The organism is Marivirga aurantiaca, assembly GCF_016679925.1.
Taxonomy (GTDB): Bacteria; Bacteroidota; Bacteroidia; order Cytophagales; family Cyclobacteriaceae; genus Marivirga; species Marivirga aurantiaca.
Window position 1 is genome coordinate 106,840 of record NZ_JAEQBW010000006.1, and the last position, 25,168, is coordinate 132,007.

The following is a 25,168-nucleotide window of genomic DNA, read 5'->3' on the forward strand; positions in this document are numbered from 1 at the left end:
TCATGATTAGCAGCAAAAACAAAAATCAGCAATCCCCAAAAAGTGAAAAAGAAAGATATATCTTTAAATTTGAGGAAAGTGTACGAATTCTGGATGAGATGAACAAACAAAGGAATAAGCCAAAAGCAAAATGAGGACTTTTTTTAATAGAAAATATTTCTGGCTGGAGTACACCATAATATTCTCTATTTCTATAATAGGTGGATTTGTACGCTACCTGATGTGGGATTTTTTACAATTAAAAGGAGAGATGCATGCAATCACTGTCTTTGTCTCATTCATTTTTATAGCGGTTTCCTGGGAACTTTTTAGAGCGACAAATCAGCTGCTCAACAAAAAAATGCCTTATGAGCAGAATCTCACCATAAGGATTTTTACCCAACTTCTGATCGGAGTGGTAATCATTCTCATCTTGAGGCACTTTGTGTTTCAATATGCAGCGCAGTTTCTCTCCAACCCGATGGACAAAATGTTTAATGTAGTGACTTATGCTGTCTATATTATTCTTTCCTTTTTTATCAATTTCATCTTTTTCACCACCTATTTCATACAAAAGTGGAAAGAAGGATTGGTGCGATCTGAACGCCTGGAGAAAGAAAAAGCGCAGGTGCAGTTTGATAACCTGAAAAACCAACTGAACCCACACTTTCTCTTTAATGCCTTAAGCTCATTAAATAGCCTGATTCATGAAAATCAGGATTTGGCAACGCATTTTTTGCAAAATCTATCTAAAGTCTACAGGTATGTTTTACAGCATAAGGTTAAAAATTCTGTTTTGTTGTCTTATGAACTGGAGTTTATTCAGCATTTTATCTTCTTATTAGAAACTAGGTTTCAGGAAGCCATTTCTATTACGATTCAAGTTGATGAGGAAGTAAAGAAATACGAAATTGTGCCTGTTACATTGCAGGTGCTTCTTGAAAATGCTGTAAAACATAATATCATAGATTTGGATCATCCATTGAAAATAGAAATCAGGAACATTGGTCATTATTTAGTGATCAGTAATACCATGCAACCAAAAAAAACTGTAGAAGGATCAAACCATCAGGGGCTTGAGAATCTGAAATCGTTTTATCGTATATTAACAAATGATGCAGTGGAAATTTCAGCAACAGATGGTTTATTTATAGTGAGAATTCCATTGTTGAAAACCTAGAATATCAATGAATATCCTAATCATAGAAGACGAGTCCTTGAATGCCAAAACATTGGTAAAGCTTTTGAATGAGTTGCTGCCGGAGGCTTTTATTCACCCTGTTTTAATGAGCGTGAAAAAAGCAAAGCAATGGTTTGCCACTAATCCACCACCTGAGCTGATATTTGCTGACATTCAATTATCGGATGGCATCAGTTTTGAAATATTTGAAGAGTTCCCACCTAAATGCCCTGTTATATTCACAACAGCCTACGATCAGTATGCACTAAAAGCTTTTGAGGTACATAGTATCGATTATTTATTGAAGCCCATAGCAAAGCCTGAATTGGAGAAAGCCCTGGATAAGTTTCAACAAAGGATGACTGTTTTTCCGCATCAGGAATTAGCTGATTTGGTAAGAAAGATGAATGCCTCACAGCCACATTATAAAGAGAGATTCCTGGTCAATCTGAAAAATGCCAGCGTTTTGGTGATGGCCCGGGAGATCGCTTATTTTTGTAAGGAGGAGCTGATTTTTGTCTATAAAACCAATGGAGAAAGGTTTTTGACGGATTTTCACACCATGGACGAGTTGGAGCAATTGCTTAATCCGGCTCAATTTTTCCGGGCCAATCGCCAGTTCATTATTCATCTCCAATCTGTAGATAAAATAAAAAACACCTACAAAGGCCTTACTGTATTTCTAAAACATCCCAATGCTATTTCTATTGATATGAGCAGGGAAAAAGTAACCACCTTCAAAAACTGGCTGACAGCCGGTTGAGTTTTGTTTTCTTATTCTTGTAAGTTATAACCTGAGTTTTCTATGTTAAAAAAACATACAAAAGGTTGTTTCTTTTTGCTTACTTTTTGTGTAACTCATCCCGCTTCCGCTCCTAATATTCCCTTCTCTTTTCCCGAAGAGAAGGGAATATTAGGAGCAGTCATTTTGAATTATTGATCGAAGTGCCAATAGAGATTTTTAAAAAAAAAGAATGTGGATTTATACGAGATTTCTTCCCTCTTTCCTCGGGAGAGAGGGGACAGATTTGTCGAAGACGAATCAGGGGTGAGTTATAAAAGACGGCTTAGCAACTAACCAATAGAGCTAGTTATATAGTAGACAAAAAGTAAGTGCCCTTCCGGCACAAGGAAAACCTATTACCAATAATTCAGTTTTAAGCATACTAATTTATCCTTCCCAAACGAATCAAAACTACAGTTCTCATACAAATAATAATGAAATCACGATGAAGAAGGGATAGTTTTTCTCATGAGCAAGAAAGTCTTAATGGAGTTATACCCTAATTTAAAAACTCAGGTTATAACCATTCAAAGAATTCTCATTGTTTGTGAAGAATCCATTCTCTAAATTGGAATCGATAATTTATTAAAGTCAGTATTCTATGAAAAAACTTTCCCTAAGATTAAGCATGCTTTGTGTGATGGCATTTTCCATCCTCGCATGCAATTCTCAATCCGATCAAATCAAAGCCGATCTTATTATTAAAGGCGGAACTATTTATACAGTAAATGATCAACAACCTACTGTTGAAGCAGTGGCTGTGAAAAACGATAAAATTATTTTTGCCGGAGCCGAGAAAGATCTAGCGGCTTATCAAACAGAGAAAACACAATTAATAGATTTGAAAGGAGCAACCATGACACCGGGTTTAATAGAAGGGCACGGGCATTTCATGGGTTTGGGTTATAATGAACTCAATGTAGACTTATTGGATACCAAAAGCTATCAGGAAATTATTGAAAAAATAAAGATAGCAGTGGCCAATGCTGAACCCGGTCAGTGGATTACCGGTCGTGGATGGCACCAAAGTAAATGGACTGAAATGCCGGACGACATGGTCAACGGTTTTCAAACACATGAACTGTTAAGTGAAGTTTCTCCTGATAATCCGGTATACCTACGCCATGCCAGTGGTCATGCCGGTTTTGCCAATGCCAAAGCCATGCAAATAGCCGGAGTGATGCCTTTATCCAAAGAAAGTCTGAACAATCAGGAAGTAGAAGGAGGGGAGATTTTCAGAGATGAAAATGGCAATCCAACAGGGATTTTCAATGAAAGGGCGATGTCTTTAATTACTCAACATATTCCTGAAAGTACAGAAGAAAAAGACAGGAAAGCTTTTGACCTGGCAGTAAAAGCCTGTTATAGAAATGGGATTACCAGTTTTCATGATGCGGGGATCGGAAGAGAAAATATTGCTTTGTACCAGCAAATGAAGAAAGAAGGCAAGTTGGGCGTGAGAATATACGCTATGCTCACCGGCTGGGATAAAGAATTACTGGAAGAATGGTACACCAACGGGCCGGAAATCGATTCCGCTAATTTGCTCACTATCCGCTCGGTGAAATTAAATTGTGATGGTGCATTAGGTTCACGCGGAGCCTGGTTGTTGGAAGAATATACGGACAGGCCGGGACATTTCGGACATGAAACTTTGCCGATGGAATTCGTGAAAGAGACCGCATTAAATGGTTTGAAGCATGGGTTTCAGGTTTGTGCACATGCCATTGGAGATAGAGCCAACAGGGAAATATTGGACAGGTATGAATTGGCTATGAATGAAAGTACAGAAAAAGTAGCTGACCACCGTTTCAGAATTGAACATGCGCAACATTTGCATCCTGAAGATATTCCAAGATTTGCAGAATTAGGTGTTATTCCTGCCATGCAGGCCGTGCATATGTCGTCCGACAGGCCATGGGCCATTGACCGTTTGGGTCAAAAACGTATTGAAGAAGGTGCATATATGTGGCAGGCATTGTTGCAATCGGGTGTTCCTATCGTAAATGGTACGGATGTGCCGGTGGAGCCTATTAATCCTTTAGCCAGCTATTATGCCAGCGTTACACGTAAAACCTTAGAAGGAAAACCGGAAGGAGGTTATGAACCGGCTCAAAAAATGACCAGAGAGCAAGCCTTGCGTTCTTATACTTTAGATGCGGCTTATGGTGCTTTTGAGGAAAATATAAAAGGCTCCATTGAAGTTGGTAAGCTAGCCGACTTTGTTGTGTTTGATCAGGATATCATGACTATTCCTGAAGAGAAAATTTTAACAACTAAGGTGCTAAAGACAATTTTTGGAGGTAAAGTGGTTTTTGAACAATAGGAGCTTAAAAACGGGAAGCTGATTATTTCAGCTTCTCATTTCCTTTATGCCTGTCCTTATCCCTTGATGTTTTCTTTTCAAAATTCCTTTCCAGGGCTTCGGTGAGGTTCACCCCGGTTTGATTAAATAAAAAAAGCTATTCTTGATTTAATCTTATTTTAAGATGTAGGCCTTGAGGAGAGTATTGAAATTCAAATGAAGGAGTTTTTTATTTTATATACCCCAAATAAAGCTTATATCAAGCATCCGTTAGCGAAAATACAAACATATTGATACGTTTCCTAACCGTAAGTGTAGGAAAAACAAAGCCTAATAATTATATTATTTTGTTTTTGTTAATGTTACTTATTGTATAATTATTATGGAATAATTTGGTCAAACAAAATTATTTATATTTATTTACCCCCATAAACCAAAATCAAAAGTCATGAAAAAACCCATCAATGCCCTTTTCTTAAGGGTAAAAATCTGTGCCCTTATTTTTCCTCTCTTTCTGCTGTCTTGTAACAAAGATGTCATGTTTGTGGATGATCTCTTTGGGATGTCTGGCGGAAATGAATTATTGAACATTTCCTATCAATTGGAAACCCATGAGTTTAATGAATATCTAAATGGTGGTGGAATTGCTTCTACTAACAGGGAAGCCCCCATTGTTAAAAGAGAAAAGATTGAAATAAAATTAATGAATACCGGTGAGGTAGAGATGTTTAGTGAAAGTTTAATTCCATCGATCCAAACGGGTGACATCAACGAAAGCCTTCCCTCAACAAATGCTGAAATAAAATTTCAACATTACAAAAATGGTATGATGCATTTATATGATGCCAATAGAAAGTTACTTGATGAATTTGAGTTGCCTGAAATCAACCAATTGTTTAACGAAGTATTTGTTCAGGTTCAGAATGGAGCGATCAATGAATCCTATTTACAATCTACCATTTCCGGGGGAGTTATGTTTATGATGCCGAAGGACTTTGATCCCGCAGCAAATACGCAAGGTCGGATAGCGGATCCCCTTAAGAACGACTATGACGATAGCCCTTATTACAATGTGCTAAGGAATAAATTTACAGATGGTACCGGTATAGAAAGAACTAATGAGCTCATCATTCATAAAGGTACCAATACCCTGAGGTATGCATCTGTTTACGATGCTGATTTAAGTGTTGTAGCCCGTTCCATTTTCCAGTATAAAGATGAAAATGGAATACCAAAACTGGATTATGCCCATGAAGAACACTATGAAACAGATGAAAATGGCGATTTCTTCAAAAGTGTTACATTATCCAATTATGAGGATTTTACAATAACTATTAACCTTTAAATTTCAACCAAATGAAAAATTTATTAATCATATGTATGCTGGCAATACCTTTTTTAGGAAATGCCCAAAACGATAGAGTATATTGGTTACATGGCTTTGGAGGAGGAGTGCCCGGTAGGTGGCAATTGTATGAACAGAATTTTCAGAATTCCCGGCAGCTGACTTCCAGCTCACCTTCCTATGAAAATAATTTTCTCAACGGGGTATTGAGTTCGGCCAATACAGTAGATGGTCAAATTGTAAATTCTACACAGAATGTTATAATTGGCCATAGCATGGGAGGGATTGTATCCCGCGAACTGGAAAGGTCATTTCCCGGAATTGTGGGAGGAATTGTGACTGTGGCTTCTCCCAATAAAGGTGTTCATGCCTTAAATAGTATAAGAAGCAATCAGGTAATACCTGCAATAGAAGCCGGCTTTCAGGATTTGGTGGCCGGTCCATCTGCCGATATCACTATTAATGCCCTTACTGTTACTATTGCGGGCAGGACTATTCGGCAACTCACGGATGAAGTTTACGTAGTTTTACTCGATATGGTCAATAACCGGTTTGTGGATATCACTAGGCAAACAGCTACCGAATTAAGTCCCAATAGCAGTTATTTAAATACATTGAACAATCGTAATGCAAATATTCCTATCTTGAATATTATTTGCGAGGAGAATGATGAGCAGGGTTTAAGGATTGGGGCAGCAGCTTTAAATCCCCCTGAGGAAGAGGCTTTACATTCTTTTGATGATGGTGAATTGGTTGGCAGAAGAAACCAGGCAGCCAGTTATTACAAAGCTTTTAAAGATACCTATAATGTATTAAGATGGACAGGAGGTATACAATTTGCTTACTATACCGGCTTAAAAAACAAATATGCCAGGGGGGAGAATTTCCTCAAGGTTAATTTTGCAGCAGACTTCAATACCATCATAGGAGCTGTAAGAACGGAAACCTATACCGACTACCGCTACGTTTATAAATGTGATGGTGGGGATTTGGATCCGCTACCTGGTGGCAGATCGATGGCTATCCAGCCATTGCCATTGCCTGGCGAGGGATGCGATCCGGTGTACGATATAGACTGCCCGCCTCCATCTGACGATTGCAGGGTGGTGGCAGAATATTATACCGCCACCAGAAGGGTGAATGAGGGCAGTGATGGATTGGTGCCTTTAAGTACCCAAAGAATGGATAGAATGGCTGATAGAGATGTATATACTGCTGAGGGAGTGAATCATTTGGAAGTAGGAAATCATCCTAGAATGACAGAAATATTAAATACTATTTTTAATAAGACCAGTCCACCATTTAACAGACCTGAGAGAAGTAATTGAAATATGAGATTAATAGTAATATCCTATATATTTTGCATGAGCTTATTAAGCTCATGCAATTTGTTTGAGAATAAAGATTCGGATAAAGATTCTTATCAGCCACTATGGGAATATAATTTTGATATAGGCTATTTTTCCTCCATTGATCCTGTTCTTTACAACGATAAAGTTATTTTTTCTGCTTTAGAGGAAAAGAAAAATGATTTTTCAGCAAACAGCACACTTGAAGCCTTTGATAAGAGTAATGGTCAGCTGGTTTGGAAATGGGATGAAACAGTAAAGGATTCTTACGATCAATTTAATAATTTAAGAGATAGTTATTTAAATGGTCATATCTTATATATTTCAACAGGTATAGATTATGCTATTGACTTAAATGGAGGTCAGACAGTACATCATATAGAAGAACCTAAATTAAACGGACAAAGCTTTAGCGGGAGAGATAATTATATATTTTCTTCTTTTTTAAGTTATGATGAGAAGAAAGAAATAATGAAATACACCAGTTTGGAATCCTTTAGCTGGGAAACTTTATTTGAGTTTGAGAATAATGATTCTTCTATGTACTATGTTCGGCATGCTTTATTTGATAATTCTTTTCCAGGGAAGGTTTACTTTCCATATTCAAGATGGAGTGGGGGGGAAAGCAGACCTCATTTACTAATTTATAACTTCACAGAGAAAAGTGAACTATTGAATGTTGCTATCTCAATTCAAAGCGGTAGCCATTCAATTGACTACTCACCAGTATTATACGGAGATAGAATTTTTTTATCATTGAGTGGTTTAGTAGCCTGTATTAATAAGAATAGTGGAGAATTAATTTGGCAGAAGGAATTAAATGGAAATAGTAGTAGATCTGGTATTTTATATACGGAAGATGATGGCTTTTATGTGAATACAGAGTTTTATTTATATTCTATAGATCCGGAAAATGGTAATATTCTTTGGCAAAAGGAATCCAGGGCAGCAAGTCGTTTACAATACCACAAAGGAGTAATATATTATACAGGAGGCACTTCACTTAGAGCTGTAGATGCTATTACTGGTGAAAGTTTAATGGCTATAGAAGCACCTTCCAGAGCTGAAGATGATGGTGCATTTTTTCAGTCTGTGATAACAATCGACCATGAAAATGACAGGATTTATACCGCCAGTTATACCCATGCGTATTGTTACCCTACTTTGAGATGATAACAAACCATTATTGGAGCTGTAAGAACAGAAACCTATACCGACTACCGCTACGTTTACCAATGTGGTGGAGGCGGAGGGTTGGATCCGCTACCTGGTGGCAGGTCGATGGCTATCCAGCCATTGCCATTGCCTGGCGAGGGATGTGATCCGGTATACGATATAGACTGCCCGCCTCCATCTGACGACTGCAGGTTGGTGGCAGAATATTATACCGCTACCAGAAGGATCAATGAGGGTAGCGATGGTTTAGTACCCTTAAGTACCCAAAGGATGGATAGAATGGCTGATAGAGATGTATATACCGCTGAAGGTGTAAATCATTTGGAAGTAGGGAATCATAGAGAGATGACAAGAATTTTAAATAGTGTTTTTAGTAGGACAAATGAGGTTTTTGAAAGGTCAGGAAGAAATTAAAGTTAACATGAATTTGAAATTTATATTTTTCGCCTTTTTTTTGACTAGCTGTAGTATTTTTTGTCAAGATGATAACATTAAAGATGAGAGCTATAAACCCATTTGGGAGAAGAGTTTTGGAGTAGGGTACACTAATACCATTAATCCAGTTCTTAGTAGCTCAGGGGTAATTTATTCACCTGTACAGGATTTAAGAAATGATTTTTCATCTCCAAGTACGCTTACCTCCTTAGATTCTGAAACAGCTATTACTCAATGGGTTTGGAAAGATACTTTTAAAGACTCTTATGAGGAGTTCTTAGGAAATGATATTAGTTATTTTATTGATGACCAGCTTGTAATTCAAAGTGGTCCAAGAATTTATAAAATCAATACTGAAAATGGCTCAACAATTTGGAAGGACAATCAATTTCAAAATATCTACAGTGGAATCTATGTGTTTGAGAACAAAATCTATTTTGCTGGTAAAGATTCTGAAAGAAATGGCATAATATACACCATGAGTCTGGAAACTTCCGAAGTTATTGAAACTTTAGAGGTATATGAAGCTAGTGCTCCTATGTTAATATTGAAAAATGGTATGAAATATTTGTTATTAAATACAGGCTTTCTTAGGGAAGATAATAAAACTCAAAACAAGATAGCTCTTTATAGCTTAGATACAGATAGCTTAATTTATAATGTAGATTTATTGGATGCTGAATTAAGCTTTTCTTCAAAACATTATCCTATATCAGAGGATGATAATATTTTTACAAGCATCAGTGAGGTCATAATTTGTGTGGATTTTTTTACTGGCCGTGTAAAGTGGAATACTGCTCTAAAAGGCAATATGGATTTTTCCGGATTTATTTTGGCACCAAATGGTAACCTTTATGCTAATACGGAATTTGGTGTATATTGTCTGAATCCGGAAAACGGAAATATCCTATGGCGATTTGAAGGTGATGATGAAGGTATAAGTAGCCGCATGCAATACCATAAAGATGTGATCTACTATATCGGAGGAGCCAAATTCAATGCGATTGATGCCACCACCGGAGAGAAGCTTTTAGCTTTTGAAGCTCCTTCCCGGGCTGTGGATGATGGCGCATTTTTCCAACCCGTAATGACTATTGATCAGGAAAACGACAGAATTTATACCGCCAGCTATACCCATGCTTATTGTTATCCTACTTTGAGGTGATGATGGTTTGGCAAAAAGAAAAGATGCTTCCGTTAGAAGTACAGGAATATAAATAGATGAGAAATCGTTTGATAATTTTAATCATTGGCTGCATGAGCTTTTTAAGCTCATGTAGTTTATTTGAGGATAAAGACGCAGATAAAGATTCCTATCAGCCATTATGGGAATATAATTTTAATGTGGGCTATTTTTCCTCCATTGACCCTATTATTCACAATGATAAAGTTATTTTCTCTGCTTTAGATAAAAAGAAAAATGATTTTTCAGCAAACAGCACACTTGAAGCATTTGATAAAAATAATGGTAAGTTGATTTGGAAATGGGATGGAACAATTGATAATTCCTATGGTCAATTTAATTATCAAGCTGAAAACGTAGTTAATAGAAATATCTTCTTTGGTTATACTGGTATTTACTATGCTGTTGACCTCGATTTTGGTGTTACAACTCATTATGCAGCAAAAGCGGAATCAGATGGTTTTGGTGGTGCATTTCTAAATTTAATTAATGAAAGCCTACTTGTGGCTTCCTTTTCTAGTGTAGATAATAAAAAGACAGAATTGAAAAGCACAAGCTTAAATTCTTTTTCATGGGAACCTATTATGACGCTGAATAATGATGATAGTTTATCTTATCATATGCGTTTTGCAAAAGCATATGATGATGGTACTATACTACTACCGATCAATATTGGGAAACAAGATTTTTCTATTGGTAGGATAATGCTCACTCAATTTGATTTGCAAATAAAGCAATTTACTAGAAGTAAGGTTATTGAGATTGATTATAGTTACAATAGATTTTTAGATGATCCACCTCAGGAAAATGATGAATCAATATTCTTATCAATTCATGGGGCAATTGTTAGCATAGATAAAGATTCATTTGACACTAATTGGGAAATATCGTTAGATGGAAATGCAAGTAGATCGGGGTTTTGTCTAGTAAATGATTATAGTCTGTTTATAAATACTGAATTTTCCCTGTACGCTATTGATACAAAAAAGGGAAATGTTCTCTGGCAAGTTCCTTCCAGAGCGGGAAGCAGGTTACGATACCATAATGGAGTAATTTATTATACAGGAGGTACTAAGCTTAGAGCTGTAGATGCTACTTCTGGCGAAAGTTTAATGGCTATAGAAGCGCCTTCCTTTTCCAAAGATGGAGGAGCGTTTTTCCAACCCGTAATGAATATTGATCATGAAAACAACAGAATTTATACCGCCAGCTATACCCATGCTTATTGTTATCCTACTTTGAGGTGATATGAAAAGAATTACTACTACTCTTCTGCTTCTACTAACGATGCTAATTGCTCAATTAGAATTATCAGGACAGTCAATTGTTCCCGATGCTAAATATAAAGTACTGTTTAAGCTGAGCTCAGGCTATCCCGGACTTTTGTCTTTGGATGAACTCAGACAACCTAATCGTTTTGAACGGCAAGCGATAGTACCATTATCTGCTCAAATAGATCACCACATTTTCCCACGTATTTCCGCTACATTCTACTTCGGCTATGAATATGAAAAAGTCTCAGGAACACTCACTGACTTTCCATGCCCCACTAAAAGTATGGTGACAGGTCTTGGACTGGAGTTTCATTTAATTCGAAACCATAACCTTAGATGGTTTGATCCATATGGCGGGATAACCTTCTATTATTACGATACCCCTTTATTGGCAAAAGAAATTTTTCCCGCCTTTAGAGCAGGTGCCAACTTTTTTATTTACAAAAATTTTGGAACCAATATAAACGTGGGAGTAGGAGCTGCTTTGATTGAAGCAGGATTTATTTATGGTTTAGCTTTTTAATCTGAATCGTAATCACCCCAACTTCTCATTTCCTTTATGCCTGTCCTTATCCCTTGATGTCTTCTTTTCAAAATTCCTTTCCAGGGCTTCAGTGAGATTTACTCCCGTTTGGTTGGCCAGGCAAATGAGCACCCAAAGTACATCGGCCATTTCATCCCCCAGGTCTTTGTTTTTGTCACTTTCCTTAAAGGACTGCTCACCGTATTTACGGGCAATTAACCTGGCTACTTCACCCACTTCTTCAGTAAGAATGGCCATATTGGTGAGTTCATTAAAATAACGAACTCCAACTGTCTTTATCCACTCATCTACTTTTTGCTGTGCCTCGTTGAGGGTGATATCTTTAGGTTTTTGTGTCATAAATTATTTTACTTTAACCATCAGATGGCTATGAGTCCTGTCAAACAGCCATCTGATGATTTTTATAAAGTTTAACTATTCCGCACTATACACTTTCTCTCCGCCAATCCATGTTTGCATCACTTGTGTCCTGCGCATCCTTCCCGGCTCTACTTCCATTATATCCTGATCCAGTATCACGAAATCAGCAAATTTTCCTTTTTCAATACTGCCTTTTTCAGCTTCTTCAAATTGACCATATGCCGCCCATAAAGTCATTCCTTTTAAGGCTTCTTCCCTTGAAAGGGCATTTTCAGACTGGAAACCACCATCAGGGTAATTGTTGCCATCTTGCCTGGCAACTGCCGCATGAAAGCCAAATAAAGGATTGATATCTTCCACAGGAAAATCAGAGCCTAATATTAATTTGCCATTTTGTTTCAATAACTCCTGATAAGCATAAGCGGTTTCTATTCTTTCCTTCCCTAACCTTTCTTCCGCCCAATACATATCAGAAGTAGCATGTGTGGGTTGCACTGAAGGAAGGATATTATATAAACCAAATTTTGAGATGTCGGATCGTTTCACTACCTGAGCATGCTCAATACGCCATCTTTTGTCATTTTTTCCTTTCAGGTATTTACCATAAATCCCGGTGATCACCCTGTTGGCTGAGTCACCTATACAATGCGTATTCATCTGGAAATCCTTTGCTAAAATTATTTTTGCCAGGCTGTCGAACCTGCCAATATCGCTCAATAAAAAACCATTGGTAGTGGGCATATCAGTATAAGGTTCCACCAGACAAGCACCTCTTGAACCTAAAGCGCCATCTCCATAAATTTTGAAAGAGCGCACATGCATCTGATCGGTTTTTATATGTCCCTGACCGAAGTAATAATTCATATTTTCTTCACTAGGGTTAATCATGGCATAGGTACGCATTTTTAAACTCCTTTCTTTTTGCATAGTACTCATCAGCTCAATCTGGTCCTTGTCCAGACCAGCATCTGCAAGCGAAGTAATACCTACTTCAAAGCAGTTGGCCTGTCCCTTTAACAATAATTCCTTTTTTCTTTCCAGAGGGATTTCGGGCATTTCTTTGCTAAGGGCATAAATAGCATTGTCAATCAGCACACCGCTTGCTTTACCATTTTTAAGAATAATTTCTCCTCCGGGAATCCGTGATTGTGCATTGATTCCGGCTAAATCCAATCCTTTTTTATTGGTCAGTACCGCATGGCCATCCACTCTGGTCAACATAATTACCTTATTAGGGAAAAGCAGATCCAGTGTGTCTCTGTCCGGAAATTCATTATTGTCCCAGTCATTCTGGTCCCAACCTCTGCCCAGAAGCCATTCCTCTTCCGGGTATTCTTCTGCATGTTTTTGTAACCTTTCAATTATCTCGTTAAAAGATTTTGTTCCACCCAGATCCACATCTCTTAAACCCAAACTATAGCGATAAAAATGAGCATGCCCATCAATAAATCCGGGATAGACAGGAGCCTTTGCCAGATCAATTGTATGAGCAGACTCGTAGTGATTGAGGATGTCCTGATCATTGCCAACCGCTACAAAACGGCTGTTTTTAATGGCAAAGGCTCCGGTTACCTTGAATTCTTCATTAGCCTGATACACTTTGCCATTATAGAATAAATAATCCACCTCTTCCTTTTGGCTGCAAGAAAAGCTAAGGACTAGTAAGAGAAGTAATAGTAAATTATTTCTCATAGATATTAATTTTAATCATTATCAAATAAGGTTTCAGTAAATCTCAAGTGCTTTACAGAGGCACCGGAATTTTTTAATTCAATTAACGAATCTATCCCAATTTGTAAATGATAGTTCACAAAATTACCTGTTACTTTCAAGTCACTTTCAGCTGTTTTTACTCCATCCGGAGTCATGGGATTATCTGATACTAATAGCAAAGCACCACGGGGAATACTGTTGACAAAGCCTACGGAAAATATGGTGGCTGTTTCCATATCCACTGCCATCGCCCTGATTTTTTTCAAATAGTCTTTAAATTCATCATCATGTTCCCATACCCTGCGGTTAGTGGTAAATACGGTACCTGTATAATAGTCCAACCCATGTTTCTGGATCATGGATGATACAGCTCTTTGCAGACGGAAAGAAGGCAAAGCAGGAACTTCAGGCGGCATATAATCATTGCTGGTACCTTCGCCTCTGATACCTGCAAGTGGTAAAATTAAGTCGCCAATTTTTGATTTGCTTTTTATACCACCACATTTCCCCAAAAACAAAACAGCTTTAGGCATGGTGGCAGATAATAGATCCATTACCGTGGCGGCAACGGAACTTCCCATTCCGAAATTGATAATGGTAATACCTTCCGCAGTAGCTGTCTGCATGGGCTTATCCTTGCCTTTAATCTCTACATTATATTGTTTAGCGAATAAATCCACGTAGGTGATGAAGTTGGTCAATAAAATATAGTCACCGAAATCATCTAAGCCTGTTCCGGTGTATCGTGGCAGCCAATTGTCTACAATTTCTTTTTTAGTCTTCATTGAGTAGTTTTTATGTTTATTGGTAAATTATTCAATTTTTGATTGTTATTTTGTTGTTCTCCCATAGAAATTAATAATGGAAAGATTGAATCTCCCTCCTTATGAGCCGGACTTGCAAAAATTGGACGGAAAGATACATATTTTTGATCCTATCAGGAAGAAATATCTGGTTTTAAGCCCTGAAGAATGGGTAAGACAGCATTTCCTGAATTTCCTGGTACACCATAAAGGTTATTCAGCTTCCCTGATTAGTATGGAAACAGGCCTGAAATATCACGAACGCCAGAAAAGGACTGATTTAATTGCCTATGGACCCAATATGGTTCCTCTTTTATTAGTGGAATGCAAGGCTCCAGAAATCAAAATAACTCAAAAATCTTTTGCGCAAATTTCCTCTTATTTTAGTAAGGTGAAGGCGAAGTATATGTTGCTAACCAATGGAAAAGAACACTTTTGCTTCAGACCTGATGAAAAAGAGTTAAAATTTGAAGCCTCAATACCTGATTACCAGCAAGCCATTAATGGTTGAATGGAAAAAGGTTGTTTAAAATATAAAAAGCCTTTTCTCCCATGTGTAATTCCACACCATCGAGCACCAAAATCTGATTGATACCGGATACATTGGTAGTGAAAACCGCTGTTTGCTCGTTCAAGTCACTTACTTTCATTTTTACTTCCTGATAGGCAATCCCATTTTGCTCCATTTCTTTCAAAATGAACCTTCTGCTCACTCCATTGATTCCCCCGCAGGAAAGAGGAGGGGTATAAAAAGTTTCTTTTTGGGCTGAATAGATGAAAATATTGGAAGCACTTGCTTCTGCAATATTACCCTCTTTATCTGTCAGAATCAGCTCTTCAGCCCCCCTTTCTTTTTTTTCAAGGCCAGCCAAAACATATGGCAATGCAGAAATGGTTTTTAGATGACTAAACTGTGAAGCTTGTAAGAAAACTGTTTGGGAAGTCAATACATTTTTGAATTGTTTAAAGGGTTTCCGAGCGGATGTTGAGGCTGTAATCAGGAAATGGGAATCCGAACTTTCAGGCGTATAAAGACCACCCGGGGCACGCCAAACTATGAGTTTTATCCTTGCTCTTTTTTTGAGTAAATCATTTGTTTTGAGCAGTTCAAGAATATTTTTTTGAAGATGATCCAGGTCAAAAGGCAAATTTATTTTTAACATTTCAGCACCTTCAAGCAGCCTTTCCCAGTGAAGCTCGAGAAGTGCCATGTCTTCATTATGATAGATAATTGTTTCAAAAATCCCATCTCCGTAGTTCAAAGCGCGATTATTAAATTTTACCGTGTTTGAATTGGAGTTTAGAAATTTACCATTGTAGTTAATCATTGTATATTCGCTTTTAAAACTTCTTACTTCCATTCATCAATTTAGCTTTCTTGCCTCGAAATATTTGTCTAATATTGAACTTTAATTTGAATTATGGCAGAACGTAGCAGTGTTTTTGATATGATAGGTCCAGTAATGATAGGTCCTTCCAGTTCACATACAGCCGGAGTAGTAAGAATTGCCCGAGCTGCTATTAAGGTTTTAGGAGGTATTCCGGACAATGCGGTAATTACTTTTTATAATTCCTTTGCGAGAACTTACGAAGGCCACGGTAGTGACAGAGCCATTATTGCCGGCTTGCTTAATTATAAAACGGATGATAAACGCATTAAAAATGCCTTTGACTTTGCAGAAGAAAATGGATTGACTTTTTCTTTTAAATCTATAGGAAATGCAGCTACTTTTCATCCTAATACCATTAAATTGAACCTTACAAAAGGGGATAGAAAAGTGGAAGTTATTGGTGAAAGCCGCGGAGGTGGTGTAATCAATATCACTAAAGTAAATGGGTTTACAGCTAATTTTTCAGCTGCCATGCATACACTTATCATTACAGCAAAAGATACCCAGGGGAGTATAGCCTTTATCTCTAATATTTTAAATAATGATAAAGTGAACATAGCAACAATGAGTGTATCCCGAAAAGGTAAAAATGATATTGCTTGCTTGGTGATAGAAATGGATTCCGGTTTAAAACCCATTTCATTGGAGTATTTGAAAAGTTTGGATTGGGTGATGGAGGTAATCTATATTCCTGATATTGATTTGTAAATAGAGAAATAGGACAAATAAGTAGTTTTAAATGAAATTTTGAAATGGTGAAAAATATTTTTTTAATTGTTTTGTGTTTGTGTGCTACACAATTGCTGGGCCAGGATAAGTGGTCTTTACAGCAATGTATAGATTATGCATTGGAGCATAATATTCAGATCAAGCAATCTGAGTTAGATGCACAAAGTGCAGATATTAATTTGTTTGGTTCCAGGATGCGGAGTTTGCCAGATATGAACGCCAATGTAAGCTTTAATACTTCCAAAGGTCGTTCTATTGATCCATTTACCAATACCATAATTGATCAGGGAATTAATTCCCAAAATGCATCCATAAATGCAAGTGTTCCCATTTTTAATGGTTTTGAAATTCGAAACTCCGTCAAAAGAGATCAAAAAAACCTTTTGGCCTCTACTTATGATTTGCAAAGCACACAAAATGATGTGATTTTAAATGTGGTTACCTTTTACACAAATATTCTTTTTAACATGGAATTGTTGGAAACCGCACAATTACGACTGGGGACTACACAATCGCAGCAAAACCGCGTGGACAAACAAGTGGAAATAGGCGCCTTGCCTATGGCCGACTTATTGCAAATCAGGCAGCAAATGGCCAATGATGAACTGGAAGTAATCAGGGCTGAAAATAACCTGGAACTCTCCAAGTTACAATTGAAGCAAGCCTTACAAATTCCGGGAGATGTAGAATTTGAAATTGAGATTCCTACTTTGCCGGAACCGGAAGAGGAAGTGCTTATTGAAAATTCTTCCCAGGTATACCTTTATGCGTTGCAAAACCAACCTGTTATAAAAGCGGCAAGGGCTAGGACAGAAAGTGCCATGTATGGAGTAGGGGTTGCCAGAAGTAACTATTTTCCTTCCTTGAGTCTGAATGCAGCCTTATCTACTGCTTATTCAAGTGCGGCTCCGGATGTTTTTCCTGTTTTAGGTTCTGAAAACCAGGTGATAACGCAACAGATTGGTTTTGTGCAATTACCTGATGACTCTCAGTACCCGGTTTTTGCAGAAAGAGAAGTGCCCTCGGAATTTACTGAAAATACATACTGGAATCAGTTGGATTTTAATCAAAGACAATTTGTGGGACTTTCATTGAATATTCCGATTTTTAATAAATTTCAGGTGAAGAATAATGTAGAACAAGCTATTCTCACTCAAAAAAATACAGAATATCAACTTATTAATGCCAAAAACCAGTTGCAGCAGACTATAGAGCAGGCATATTTAGATGTGAAATCTGCTGCTAAGGCTTATTCTGCTTTGGAAAATAGTCTGGAGGCTGCACAATTATCATTTGATAATGCCGAGCAAAGGTTGCAGCTTGGTGCTACTGATGCTGTTGAATACACACAGATAAAGAACGATTATGAAAGGGTACGATCAGATTTGGTGCGTGCTAAATATGATTATATTTTTAAATTAAAAGTATTGGATTTTTATCAGGGTAAACCTTTAAATTTTTAAACATGGCTAAGAAGAAGTCTTCAAAGAAAACACTATATATTCTTTTAGGAATAGTAGCATTGCTGATAATTGCAGTGATCATTGGTAAAAAATCCGGTGTAATTGGCCAGCCTCCTACCATTTCGGTGGAAGTAGAAGAGGCAAAAAAGCGCACTATTATTGAGAAAGTGAACGCCAGCGGGACAGTTCAACCGGTGGTGGAAGTGAAACTGAGTCCTGATGTGGCCGGGGAAATTATGGAACTGACTGTAGAGGAAGGTGATCCTGTGGAAAAAGGAGAACTATTATTGAAAATCAGGCCGGATAATTTTATTAGTGCCCTTGAAAGAGCAAAGGCAAATCTTAATCAGCAAAGAGCCAATTTGGCGCAGGCTGAGGCTGCCTATGAAAGAGCTAAAGCACAAGCCAAAAGGGCGGAACAGGATTTTAATAGACAGAAGCAGTTATACGAGCAGAAAGTAATCTCTCAGTCAGATTATGAAACGGCCCAGGCTAACTATTCAGTTGCTCAAAATGATAAGATAGCAGCTGAGAAAAATATGTTGGCTGCCAAATTTATGGTACAAAGTAGCCAGGCTTCGGTAGATGAAGCACAGGAAAACTTACGAAGAACTACTATTTATTCACCTGTAGATGGTACAGTTTCTAAATTGAGTGTAGAACTTGGAGAGCGAGTGGTAGGTACTCAGCAAATGGCAGGTACTGAATTAATGCGAATTGCCAATCTGAATAACATGGAAGTACGTGTGGATGTTAATGAAAATGACATCATTCGAATCAATGTAGGAGATACAGCTAATATAGAAGTAGATTCCTATACTTATATGGAAAAGGAATTTATGGGTATTGTAACTGCCATTGCGAATACGGCTAAGGAAAAAGTTTCCAATGATGCTGTTACTGAATTTCAGGTAAAGGTTCAAATATTAAATGAATCTTATAAAGATTTAATTGATAAGGAGGGAGGTTCACCATTTCGTCCCGGTATGACTGCCAGTGTGGAGATAATGACAAAAACGATGAAAGATGTACTGACCGTGCCGTTATCTTCAGTTACTTTAAGGGCACCTAAACCTGAAAATGATTCTATTTCACAGGAGCAGGAAAAACCTCGTGCGGTTAAAAAAGAAGAAGAAAAAGAGGTGGTATTTGTAGTTCAGGATGACAATACGGTTAAGGTGACACCAGTGGTTACAGGTATCAGCGACTTTGAATACATTTACATTAAAGAAGGTTTGAAAGAAGGAGATAAAGTAGTTACCGGCCCTTTCCTTGTAGTTTCCAAAACACTTGAAGATGGAGATCTGGTAGAAGCTAAAAAGGAGAAGGATAAAAGATAGAGCCTATTAAATTGATTTTGAATTCAATGGGAAGCCCATGGAGATGTTCATGGGCTTTTTTTGTGGATGAGTTGTTGAATGATATTTTCATTGATTACCTGATCCCCATAATAAATCCTGGTAATACTTTTCCTATAGGTAATAGGGTAGGTTCCAGAGCAGTTGATTCATTGAGTTGATAACCAAAGGCTGCTCCGATTTCCAGAAAGCGGAATTTTGTGATTTTGAACCCATAGATTAATTCAGTCCTCAAAATTCGTGGACCTTCCAGCAGTTTCTCATCTTTTTCTTTTTGCTGCCATAAACTCAGGCTAAGTGAAATCAATTTATTTTTGTCTGTATTCTTCCACTCCTTTTCAAGACCATATGCCAGGCCCCAAACAGGCATGCCGGTAATAGAAAAGTTATAGCCAACCTGGATTAAATTAGTGTAAAATGCGCTGCCAGTTGAAATAGCAAGGTTACTTAAAAACATATCAGTGGCACGGAAACTCGCATTGCCATGGCTGGCATCTATATTGATTAAACCAAGAGGTACACCATTGTTTTTTTCCGTGATATTGATCAACCCAATCTGGTTTCCATTGTTGACTTTGCTGAAATTAATCAATCCAATTTGATAAAAGTCAGTGAAAATGGTTTTTCTGGAATTAATCAGGCCTCCGCTTCTGGCGTAGTTAAATAGGGCAATTTGCATACCGTATGATTGTCCTCCTGAATAATTAAATAGCGGGGCCATTTGTATCCCTCCGAATCCTTTCACGGAAGAATTGATTAACCCTGCCAGTTGAATACCTGTCATATCTCGGGCTTTGTTGCTAATTAGTGCCATTTGAAATCCTTTGAAGCTACTTTCAGCAATATTGAAACTTGCTAATTGCCAGCCTGTGCCATCTCCAAAAGTTTTGTTCATCAATCCTGCAAATTGAAAACCTCTAAATGTTTCTTCTAATTTCTCCTTAGGATTAAGAATGTTGTTGGCTCCTGAAATATTGGCAAATCCGGAAACTTGTATACCTTGAAAAGATTGATAATTGTAGCTGGAAATCAAGGACAATTCAATACCATGTACGCTTCCTGTAACGCCTGAACTAAGATTTAATGATAGGTTGTAATCCCTTATTAATTCACTCACTCCTGAATTGCCAATGCCGGGAAAGAGCGAGAGATGAATTTTTGAAGGTTGTCCTCTCCTTTTTTGCGCTACTAAGCAAAAAGGAATAAAAAAGAATAGAAGGAGGATTGTATATCTGTAAACCATTGATTCCGTTGAAGTGTAGTAAATTTATTTGAGGTATATGAAACGGTTCTATAGGATTAATATTTTTAAATAAAAAATTAAATAATTTCAATGTTATTTTATTGCAGTTCACGGAATTGTACATTTATTTCTGTGATTAATTGATTCGGATGTGGCTCAACCAAAAAAATAAAACGCCAAATTTTTCTCTTCCACAATTTCTTCCTTTATTTGTTCTACTTATCCAGAAAGACTGAGGGATTGGGCCCTATGAAGTCTTAGCAACCCTTCCATTATATGGAAAAGGTGCTAACTCCCATCCTGACACATGTATTGATGTTCAGGTAAAGATAAGGAAGCCTATCATTTCGCTCTTTCTGGAAAATTAAATTCGAACAGAATGAGCAATTTCAATAAGAAATTATTAGAGCAGAAAATCTTGGTTTTAGATGGTGCCATGGGTACTATGATTCAGCAACATCAGTTGTCCGAAGCAGATTACCGTGGTGAAAAATTCAAAGACTATCCGAGCGATTTAAAGGGGAATAACGATTTACTTTCCCTCACCCAGCCAGAAATCATCAAAGATATACACAGAAAGTATTTTCAAGCAGGGGCCGATATAGTTGAAACCAATACATTCAGTAGTACCTCCATTGCCATGGCGGATTATAATATGGAGTCATTGGTTTATGATTTAAACTATCAATCAGCTAAAATTGCCAAAGAAGTAGCGGCTGAGTTTTCTGATTTTCCACGCTTTGTAGCAGGCTCCATTGGGCCTACCAACAGAACAGCATCACTATCACCTGATGTAAACAGGCCCGGCTTTCGTGCGATATCTTTTGATGAGTTAAAAGAAGCTTACAGGGAACAGGCCATTGCTTTGGCTGATGGTGGAGTAGATATATTTCTGGTAGAAACAGTTTTTGATACCCTCAACTGTAAAGCTGCTTTAATGGCTATTCAGGAGCTTAAAGATGAGAAAAAGATTGATATACCTGTAATGGTTTCTGGGACTATTACGGATGCCAGTGGGCGAACACTTTCCGGACAGACCGTGGAGGCATTCTGGAATTCAATTTGTCATTTCCCTTTGCTCAGTATTGGATTCAACTGTGCATTGGGTGCAAAACAATTAAAAGAATATCTAAAACAGCTTTCCAGAGTTGCCAATGTGCCGGTTTCCTGCCATCCCAATGCGGGTTTACCCAATGAATTTGGCGAATATGATGAAACCCCCGGCCAAATGAGCACTATTGTAAAAAGCTATTTCGATGAGGGCTTGATCAATATTATTGGTGGGTGCTGTGGCACCCGACCTGAACATATCAAGGCCATAGCTGATTATGCAAAAGAGGCGAAACCAAGAAAAATTCCGACAATTGATAAAGTAATGCGGTTAAGTGGTTTAGAGCCTTTGACCTTGACCCCTGAGCTCAATTTTGTGAATGTGGGAGAGCGAACAAACGTTTCGGGCTCCAAGAAATTTGCCCGCCTCATTCGTGATGAAAAATTTGAAGAAGCAGTAGATATTGCCCGTGAGCAAGTAGATGGCGGAGCGCAAATTATTGATATAAATATGGATGATGGCATGTTGGATGCCGTGACTGTATTGCCTCAATTTGTTAACTTAATTGCTGCTGAACCGGATATTGCAAGATTACCTTTTATGATTGATTCCTCAAAATGGGAAGTGATTGAAGCAGGTTTAAAATGTTTACAAGGCAAAGGAATTGTGAATTCTATCAGCTTGAAAGAAGGACAAGAAGCTTTTAAAGAAACAGCCAAAAAAATCATGAATTATGGGGCTGCTGTGGTGGTGATGGCTTTTGATGAAACCGGGCAGGCAGACACCTTTGAGCGAAAGATAGAAGTCTGTAAAAGATCCTATGATATCCTGGTGAACGAAGTGGGATTTCCGGCTGAAGACATCATTTTCGATGCCAACATTTTGACTGTCGGCACAGGCATGGAGGAGCATAACAATTATGCAGTGGATTTTATTAATGCAGTTAAATGGATCAAAGAAAATCTACCGTTGGCCAAAACCAGTGGAGGTGTGAGTAATGTGTCCTTTTCGTTTAGGGGAAATAATGTGGTTCGTGAAGCAATCCATTCTTCTTTTCTTTTTCATGCCATTAAGTCCGGATTGGACATGGGGATAGTGAATGCCGGCATGATAGAAATTTATGAAGAGGTGGATAAGGAATTACTTGGCTACGTTGAAGATATGCTTTTCAATAAAAGGCCGGATGCTACGGAGAGGTTAATGGCTTATGCTGAAGATTTGGTGCCTGGTGAAAAAGCTGAAAAAAAAGCGCAGGAGTGGAGATCGGAACCTGTCAATAAAAGACTGGAACACGCATTGATCAAAGGTATCACTGAGTTTATAGATTTAGATGTAGAGGAAGCAAGATTGCAAGCTGTTCGCCCACTGGACGTAATTGAAGGGCCATTGATGGATGGAATGAATGTAGTGGGCGATTTATTTGGTGAAGGTAAAATGTTCCTGCCTCAAGTGGTGAAAAGTGCCCGGGTGATGAAAAAAGCAGTGGCTTATCTATTACCATATATCGAAGAGGAGAAAAAAAGAGCCCCCCAGCCCCCAAAGGGGGAGCAATACTGGCAAACTGCTGACCCTATGCTTTATGGTTTGATAAAACAGTATGCCAAAGAAATGAGGCATCAACCGACTCAGGCTGAGGAGATTTTATGGAATGCATTAAAGGGTAAGCAACTGGACGGTCACAAATTTAGAAGGCAGCATATTTTGGGAGGTTACATTGCTGATTTTATTTGTTTGAGAAAAAGTTTAATAATTGAGGTGGATGGGCTTATTCATCAATTACCTGAAAACAAAGCCAGTGATGAAGAGAGAACCAAGTGGTTAGAAGAACAAGGATTTAAAGTAATCCGATTCACTAATACCGAAGTTATCAACCAATTAGAGATTGTACTAGATAAGATTCTTGAAACACTAAACCAAATCACCCCTTTGGGGGGCAGGGGGCTTGAGACGAATGGTCGTATACTTATGGCTACCGTAAAAGGTGATGTGCATGATATCGGTAAAAACATCGTTTCTGTCGTTTTGGCTTGTAATAATTATGAGATCATTGATTTGGGTGTAATGGTACCACTTCAAAAGATATTAGAAGAGGCAGAGAAACATCAGGTTCATATTATTGGCTTAAGTGGTTTAATTACACCTTCATTGGATGAAATGATTTATGTAGTGAAGGAAATGGAGGAAAGAGGGTTGAAAACGCCTGTAATGATTGGAGGCGCGACTACTTCCAGAATCCACACAGCAGTAAAAATAAAACCGAATTATACCAGTGCTGTAGTACATGTAAATGATGCTTCCAGAAGTGTGACTGTAGCGGGAAAATTATTAGGGGAAAATAAGCAATCTTATTTCAAGGAAATAGAAGATGAATACCAGTCTATGCGGGATGGACATAGCAGGAGAGGTCAGGACAAATCCTACGTGACCATAGAGGAAGCGCGGGCACAGAAGTATCAGGCAGACTGGGCTAATTATCAGCCCACCGCACCACAACAAATCGGAGTCCGTACGCTTATTGATTATAATTTAAAGGAAATTGCTGAATATATAGATTGGACACCTTTCTTTCAAACCTGGGAAATGCGGGGTCGGTATCCCAAGATTTTGAGTGACCCTGAAAAGGGGGTGGAGGCGACAAAGCTTTTTAATGATGCAAAAGCTATGCTTAATGAAATCATTGAAGGTAAGCTCTTGCAGGCAAATGGTATTTTTGGTTTATACCCGGCTCATACTTCCGGTGATGATTCTATTGAAGTATTTGCCGATGCTGCCAAAACGAAGAAACTGACTGAATTTCATACACTCAGGCAGCAAAGTAAGCGTAAAGAAGGCTTGCCTTATTATGCTTTTTCAGATTTTCTGGCTCCTAAAGAAGCAAATTATACTGATTATATGGGTGCTTTTGCTGTCACCACCGGTATAGGATTGGAAGCTATTGTAGATAAATACGAAAAAGAGCATGATGATTATAACTCCATAATGGCAAAAGCTTTGGCAGATAGGCTGGCGGAAGCTTTTGCCGAACTGCTCCATTTAAAGGTAAGGAGGGAATATTGGGGCTATGGTGCTGATGAAGAATTAAACAATGAAGATTTAATCCAGGAAAAATACAAAGGAGTGCGGCCGGCTCCAGGTTATCCGGGTTGCCCTGATCATACTGAAAAAATCACACTTTTTGATCTGCTGGATGTAGAGAAAAACGTAGGAATTACCTTAACGGAAAATCTGGCTATGTATCCTACTGCGGCTGTAAGCGGGTTTTATTTCGCACATCCCGATAGTAAATATTTCGGATTGGGGAAAATAGGAAAGGATCAGGTAGCCGATATCGCCCAACGTAAAAATAAACCATTTGAAGAATTGGAAAGGTGGTTGAGTCCGAATTTGAATTATTAATTGCAAGTTGTCAAGTTAAGCATGTTAAGCAAGTTGTCAAGTTGAGAGTTGTTGGTAGCATGTTTGAAACTTGTGCAAATTTGAGGATAAGAGAAATTGATTAAATA

At 38.0% G+C, this 25,168-nt stretch carries 21 protein-coding genes, 1 pseudogene and 1 riboswitch; of the genes and pseudogenes, 16 read left to right on the forward strand and 6 right to left on the reverse strand.

What is annotated here, in order from left to right; translation table 11 throughout:
• Nucleotides 1–2: 2 nt before the first annotated feature.
• The 4 genes from JKA74_RS20890 to JKA74_RS13730 all read left to right on the forward strand — a co-directional run bounded on the left by JKA74_RS20890 (nucleotide 3) and on the right by JKA74_RS13730 (nucleotide 4,269).
• Nucleotides 3–134, forward strand: a complete 132-nt coding sequence (locus JKA74_RS20890; RefSeq protein WP_262895939.1) for a hypothetical protein — start codon at nucleotides 3–5, stop codon at nucleotides 132–134.
• Complete coding sequence (locus tag JKA74_RS13720) at nucleotides 131–1,159, forward strand: sensor histidine kinase (RefSeq protein ID WP_201431777.1); 1,029 nt, start codon at nucleotides 131–133, stop codon at nucleotides 1,157–1,159. The genes JKA74_RS20890 and JKA74_RS13720 overlap by 4 nt, the downstream gene beginning before the upstream one ends.
• Nucleotides 1,160–1,166: 7 nt before the next feature.
• Nucleotides 1,167–1,922, forward strand: coding sequence for a LytR/AlgR family response regulator transcription factor (locus JKA74_RS13725; protein WP_201431778.1), 756 nt, complete (start codon nucleotides 1,167–1,169; stop codon nucleotides 1,920–1,922).
• Nucleotides 1,923–2,544: 622 nt separating this feature from the next.
• Nucleotides 2,545–4,269 (forward strand): amidohydrolase, encoded by a 1,725-nt coding sequence (locus JKA74_RS13730; protein ID WP_201431779.1) that lies wholly within the window; start codon nucleotides 2,545–2,547, stop codon nucleotides 4,267–4,269.
• Between the two features lie 22 nt (nucleotides 4,270–4,291).
• Here JKA74_RS13730 and JKA74_RS20780 read toward each other — a convergent pair.
• A pseudogene (locus JKA74_RS20780) lies at nucleotides 4,292–4,399 on the reverse strand (pyrophosphatase); the annotation flags it as partial.
• A 297-nt stretch (nucleotides 4,400–4,696) separates the two neighbouring features.
• Between JKA74_RS20780 and JKA74_RS13735 the strand changes: the two are divergent.
• From JKA74_RS13735 to JKA74_RS13765, 7 genes are all read left to right on the forward strand, one after another.
• Nucleotides 4,697–5,593 (forward strand): hypothetical protein, encoded by an 897-nt coding sequence (locus JKA74_RS13735; protein WP_201431780.1) that lies wholly within the window; start codon nucleotides 4,697–4,699, stop codon nucleotides 5,591–5,593.
• An 11-nt stretch (nucleotides 5,594–5,604) separates the two neighbouring features.
• Nucleotides 5,605–6,921 carry a lipase family alpha/beta hydrolase gene (locus JKA74_RS13740; RefSeq protein WP_201431781.1) on the forward strand — a complete coding sequence of 439 codons (1,317 nt, stop codon included), beginning with the start codon at nucleotides 5,605–5,607 and terminating at the stop codon, nucleotides 6,919–6,921.
• 36 nt (nucleotides 6,922–6,957) lie between these two features.
• On the forward strand, nucleotides 6,958–8,115 hold the full coding sequence (locus JKA74_RS13745) for an outer membrane protein assembly factor BamB family protein (protein ID WP_236587809.1): 1,158 nt from the start codon (nucleotides 6,958–6,960) through the stop codon (nucleotides 8,113–8,115).
• Between the two features lie 81 nt (nucleotides 8,116–8,196).
• Nucleotides 8,197–8,532 (forward strand): hypothetical protein, encoded by a 336-nt coding sequence (locus JKA74_RS13750; RefSeq protein WP_201431783.1) that lies wholly within the window; start codon nucleotides 8,197–8,199, stop codon nucleotides 8,530–8,532.
• Nucleotides 8,533–8,539: 7 nt separating this feature from the next.
• Complete coding sequence (locus JKA74_RS13755; protein WP_201431784.1) at nucleotides 8,540–9,718, forward strand: outer membrane protein assembly factor BamB family protein; 1,179 nt, start codon at nucleotides 8,540–8,542, stop codon at nucleotides 9,716–9,718.
• Nucleotides 9,719–9,810: 92 nt separating this feature from the next.
• The gene (locus tag JKA74_RS13760) at nucleotides 9,811–10,983 is read left to right on the forward strand and encodes an outer membrane protein assembly factor BamB family protein (RefSeq protein ID WP_201431785.1); all 1,173 of its coding nucleotides are present in this window, start codon (nucleotides 9,811–9,813) and stop codon (nucleotides 10,981–10,983) included.
• Between the two features lies 1 nt (nucleotide 10,984).
• Nucleotides 10,985–11,533 (forward strand): hypothetical protein, encoded by a 549-nt coding sequence (locus JKA74_RS13765; RefSeq protein WP_201431786.1) that lies wholly within the window; start codon nucleotides 10,985–10,987, stop codon nucleotides 11,531–11,533.
• 12 nt (nucleotides 11,534–11,545) lie between these two features.
• Here the strand turns inward: JKA74_RS13765 and JKA74_RS13770 are convergent, their stop codons facing one another.
• The 3 genes from JKA74_RS13770 to JKA74_RS13780 all read right to left on the reverse strand — a co-directional run bounded on the left by JKA74_RS13770 (nucleotide 11,546) and on the right by JKA74_RS13780 (nucleotide 14,412).
• Complete coding sequence (locus JKA74_RS13770; protein ID WP_201431787.1) at nucleotides 11,546–11,893, reverse strand: nucleotide pyrophosphohydrolase; 348 nt, start codon at nucleotides 11,891–11,893, stop codon at nucleotides 11,546–11,548.
• A gap of 75 nt (nucleotides 11,894–11,968) precedes the next feature.
• Nucleotides 11,969–13,606: an amidohydrolase gene (locus JKA74_RS13775; RefSeq protein ID WP_201431788.1), complete on the reverse strand. Its 1,638-nt coding sequence runs from the start codon at nucleotides 13,604–13,606 to the stop codon at nucleotides 11,969–11,971.
• Between the two features lie 11 nt (nucleotides 13,607–13,617).
• A complete protein-coding gene (locus tag JKA74_RS13780) occupies nucleotides 13,618–14,412 on the reverse strand; it encodes an AMP nucleosidase (protein WP_201431789.1) in 795 nt (264 codons plus the stop codon).
• A 76-nt stretch (nucleotides 14,413–14,488) separates the two neighbouring features.
• On the opposite strand from JKA74_RS13780, the gene JKA74_RS13785 reads away from it, so the two are divergent.
• The gene (locus JKA74_RS13785) at nucleotides 14,489–14,941 is read left to right on the forward strand and encodes a type I restriction enzyme HsdR N-terminal domain-containing protein (protein WP_201431790.1); all 453 of its coding nucleotides are present in this window, start codon (nucleotides 14,489–14,491) and stop codon (nucleotides 14,939–14,941) included.
• Here JKA74_RS13785 and JKA74_RS13790 read toward each other — a convergent pair.
• Nucleotides 14,931–15,758 carry an aminotransferase class IV gene (locus JKA74_RS13790; RefSeq protein ID WP_201431791.1) on the reverse strand — a complete coding sequence of 276 codons (828 nt, stop codon included), beginning with the start codon at nucleotides 15,756–15,758 and terminating at the stop codon, nucleotides 14,931–14,933. The two genes, JKA74_RS13785 and JKA74_RS13790, sit on opposite strands and share 11 nt — an antisense overlap.
• Before the next feature lie 93 nt (nucleotides 15,759–15,851).
• Here JKA74_RS13790 and sdaAB point away from each other — a divergent pair, with 93 nt between their 5' ends.
• Genes sdaAB through JKA74_RS13805 form a run of 3 tightly spaced genes read left to right on the forward strand, consistent with a single transcriptional unit; the run spans nucleotide 15,852 to nucleotide 19,353 of the window.
• Nucleotides 15,852–16,529, forward strand: a complete 678-nt coding sequence (gene sdaAB, locus JKA74_RS13795) for an L-serine ammonia-lyase, iron-sulfur-dependent subunit beta (RefSeq protein WP_201431792.1) — start codon at nucleotides 15,852–15,854, stop codon at nucleotides 16,527–16,529.
• A 44-nt stretch (nucleotides 16,530–16,573) separates the two neighbouring features.
• On the forward strand, nucleotides 16,574–18,013 hold the full coding sequence (locus JKA74_RS13800) for a TolC family protein (protein WP_201431793.1): 1,440 nt from the start codon (nucleotides 16,574–16,576) through the stop codon (nucleotides 18,011–18,013).
• Nucleotides 18,014–18,015: 2 nt separating this feature from the next.
• Complete coding sequence (locus JKA74_RS13805; RefSeq protein ID WP_201431794.1) at nucleotides 18,016–19,353, forward strand: efflux RND transporter periplasmic adaptor subunit; 1,338 nt, start codon at nucleotides 18,016–18,018, stop codon at nucleotides 19,351–19,353.
• 94 nt (nucleotides 19,354–19,447) lie between these two features.
• On the opposite strand, the gene JKA74_RS13810 is transcribed toward JKA74_RS13805, so the two are convergent.
• A complete protein-coding gene (locus JKA74_RS13810; protein WP_201431795.1) occupies nucleotides 19,448–20,488 on the reverse strand; it encodes a hypothetical protein in 1,041 nt (346 codons plus the stop codon).
• Between the two features lie 342 nt (nucleotides 20,489–20,830).
• A riboswitch (SAM riboswitch) is annotated at nucleotides 20,831–20,950 on the forward strand.
• 43 nt (nucleotides 20,951–20,993) lie between these two features.
• On the opposite strand from JKA74_RS13810, the gene metH reads away from it, so the two are divergent.
• Nucleotides 20,994–25,061 (forward strand): methionine synthase, encoded by a 4,068-nt coding sequence (metH, locus tag JKA74_RS13815; protein ID WP_201431796.1) that lies wholly within the window; start codon nucleotides 20,994–20,996, stop codon nucleotides 25,059–25,061.
• Nucleotides 25,062–25,168 lie beyond the last annotated feature (107 nt).

Excerpts from the sequence above, each read along its gene's own strand:
- JKA74_RS20890 (WP_262895939.1), top strand. The coding sequence starts at position 3 with ATGATTAGCAGCAAAAACAAAAATCAGCAATCCCCAAAAAGTGAAAAA.
- JKA74_RS13720 (WP_201431777.1), top strand. The coding sequence starts at position 131 with ATGAGGACTTTTTTTAATAGAAAATATTTCTGGCTGGAGTACACCATA.
- JKA74_RS13725 (WP_201431778.1), top strand. The coding sequence starts at position 1,167 with ATGAATATCCTAATCATAGAAGACGAGTCCTTGAATGCCAAAACATTG.
- JKA74_RS13730 (WP_201431779.1), top strand. The coding sequence starts at position 2,545 with ATGAAAAAACTTTCCCTAAGATTAAGCATGCTTTGTGTGATGGCATTT.
- JKA74_RS13735 (WP_201431780.1), top strand. The coding sequence starts at position 4,697 with ATGAAAAAACCCATCAATGCCCTTTTCTTAAGGGTAAAAATCTGTGCC.
- JKA74_RS13740 (WP_201431781.1), top strand. The coding sequence starts at position 5,605 with ATGAAAAATTTATTAATCATATGTATGCTGGCAATACCTTTTTTAGGA.
- JKA74_RS13745 (WP_236587809.1), top strand. The coding sequence starts at position 6,958 with ATGAGCTTATTAAGCTCATGCAATTTGTTTGAGAATAAAGATTCGGAT.
- JKA74_RS13755 (WP_201431784.1), top strand. The coding sequence starts at position 8,540 with ATGAATTTGAAATTTATATTTTTCGCCTTTTTTTTGACTAGCTGTAGT.
- JKA74_RS13760 (WP_201431785.1), top strand. The coding sequence starts at position 9,811 with ATGAGCTTTTTAAGCTCATGTAGTTTATTTGAGGATAAAGACGCAGAT.
- JKA74_RS13765 (WP_201431786.1), top strand. The coding sequence starts at position 10,985 with ATGAAAAGAATTACTACTACTCTTCTGCTTCTACTAACGATGCTAATT.
- JKA74_RS13770 (WP_201431787.1), bottom strand. The coding sequence starts at position 11,893 with ATGACACAAAAACCTAAAGATATCACCCTCAACGAGGCACAGCAAAAA.
- JKA74_RS13775 (WP_201431788.1), bottom strand. The coding sequence starts at position 13,606 with ATGAGAAATAATTTACTATTACTTCTCTTACTAGTCCTTAGCTTTTCT.
- JKA74_RS13780 (WP_201431789.1), bottom strand. The coding sequence starts at position 14,412 with ATGAAGACTAAAAAAGAAATTGTAGACAATTGGCTGCCACGATACACC.
- JKA74_RS13785 (WP_201431790.1), top strand. The coding sequence starts at position 14,489 with ATGGAAAGATTGAATCTCCCTCCTTATGAGCCGGACTTGCAAAAATTG.
- JKA74_RS13790 (WP_201431791.1), bottom strand. The coding sequence starts at position 15,758 with ATGATTAACTACAATGGTAAATTTCTAAACTCCAATTCAAACACGGTA.
- sdaAB (WP_201431792.1), top strand. The coding sequence starts at position 15,852 with ATGGCAGAACGTAGCAGTGTTTTTGATATGATAGGTCCAGTAATGATA.
- JKA74_RS13800 (WP_201431793.1), top strand. The coding sequence starts at position 16,574 with ATGGTGAAAAATATTTTTTTAATTGTTTTGTGTTTGTGTGCTACACAA.
- JKA74_RS13805 (WP_201431794.1), top strand. The coding sequence starts at position 18,016 with ATGGCTAAGAAGAAGTCTTCAAAGAAAACACTATATATTCTTTTAGGA.
- metH (WP_201431796.1), top strand. The coding sequence starts at position 20,994 with ATGAGCAATTTCAATAAGAAATTATTAGAGCAGAAAATCTTGGTTTTA.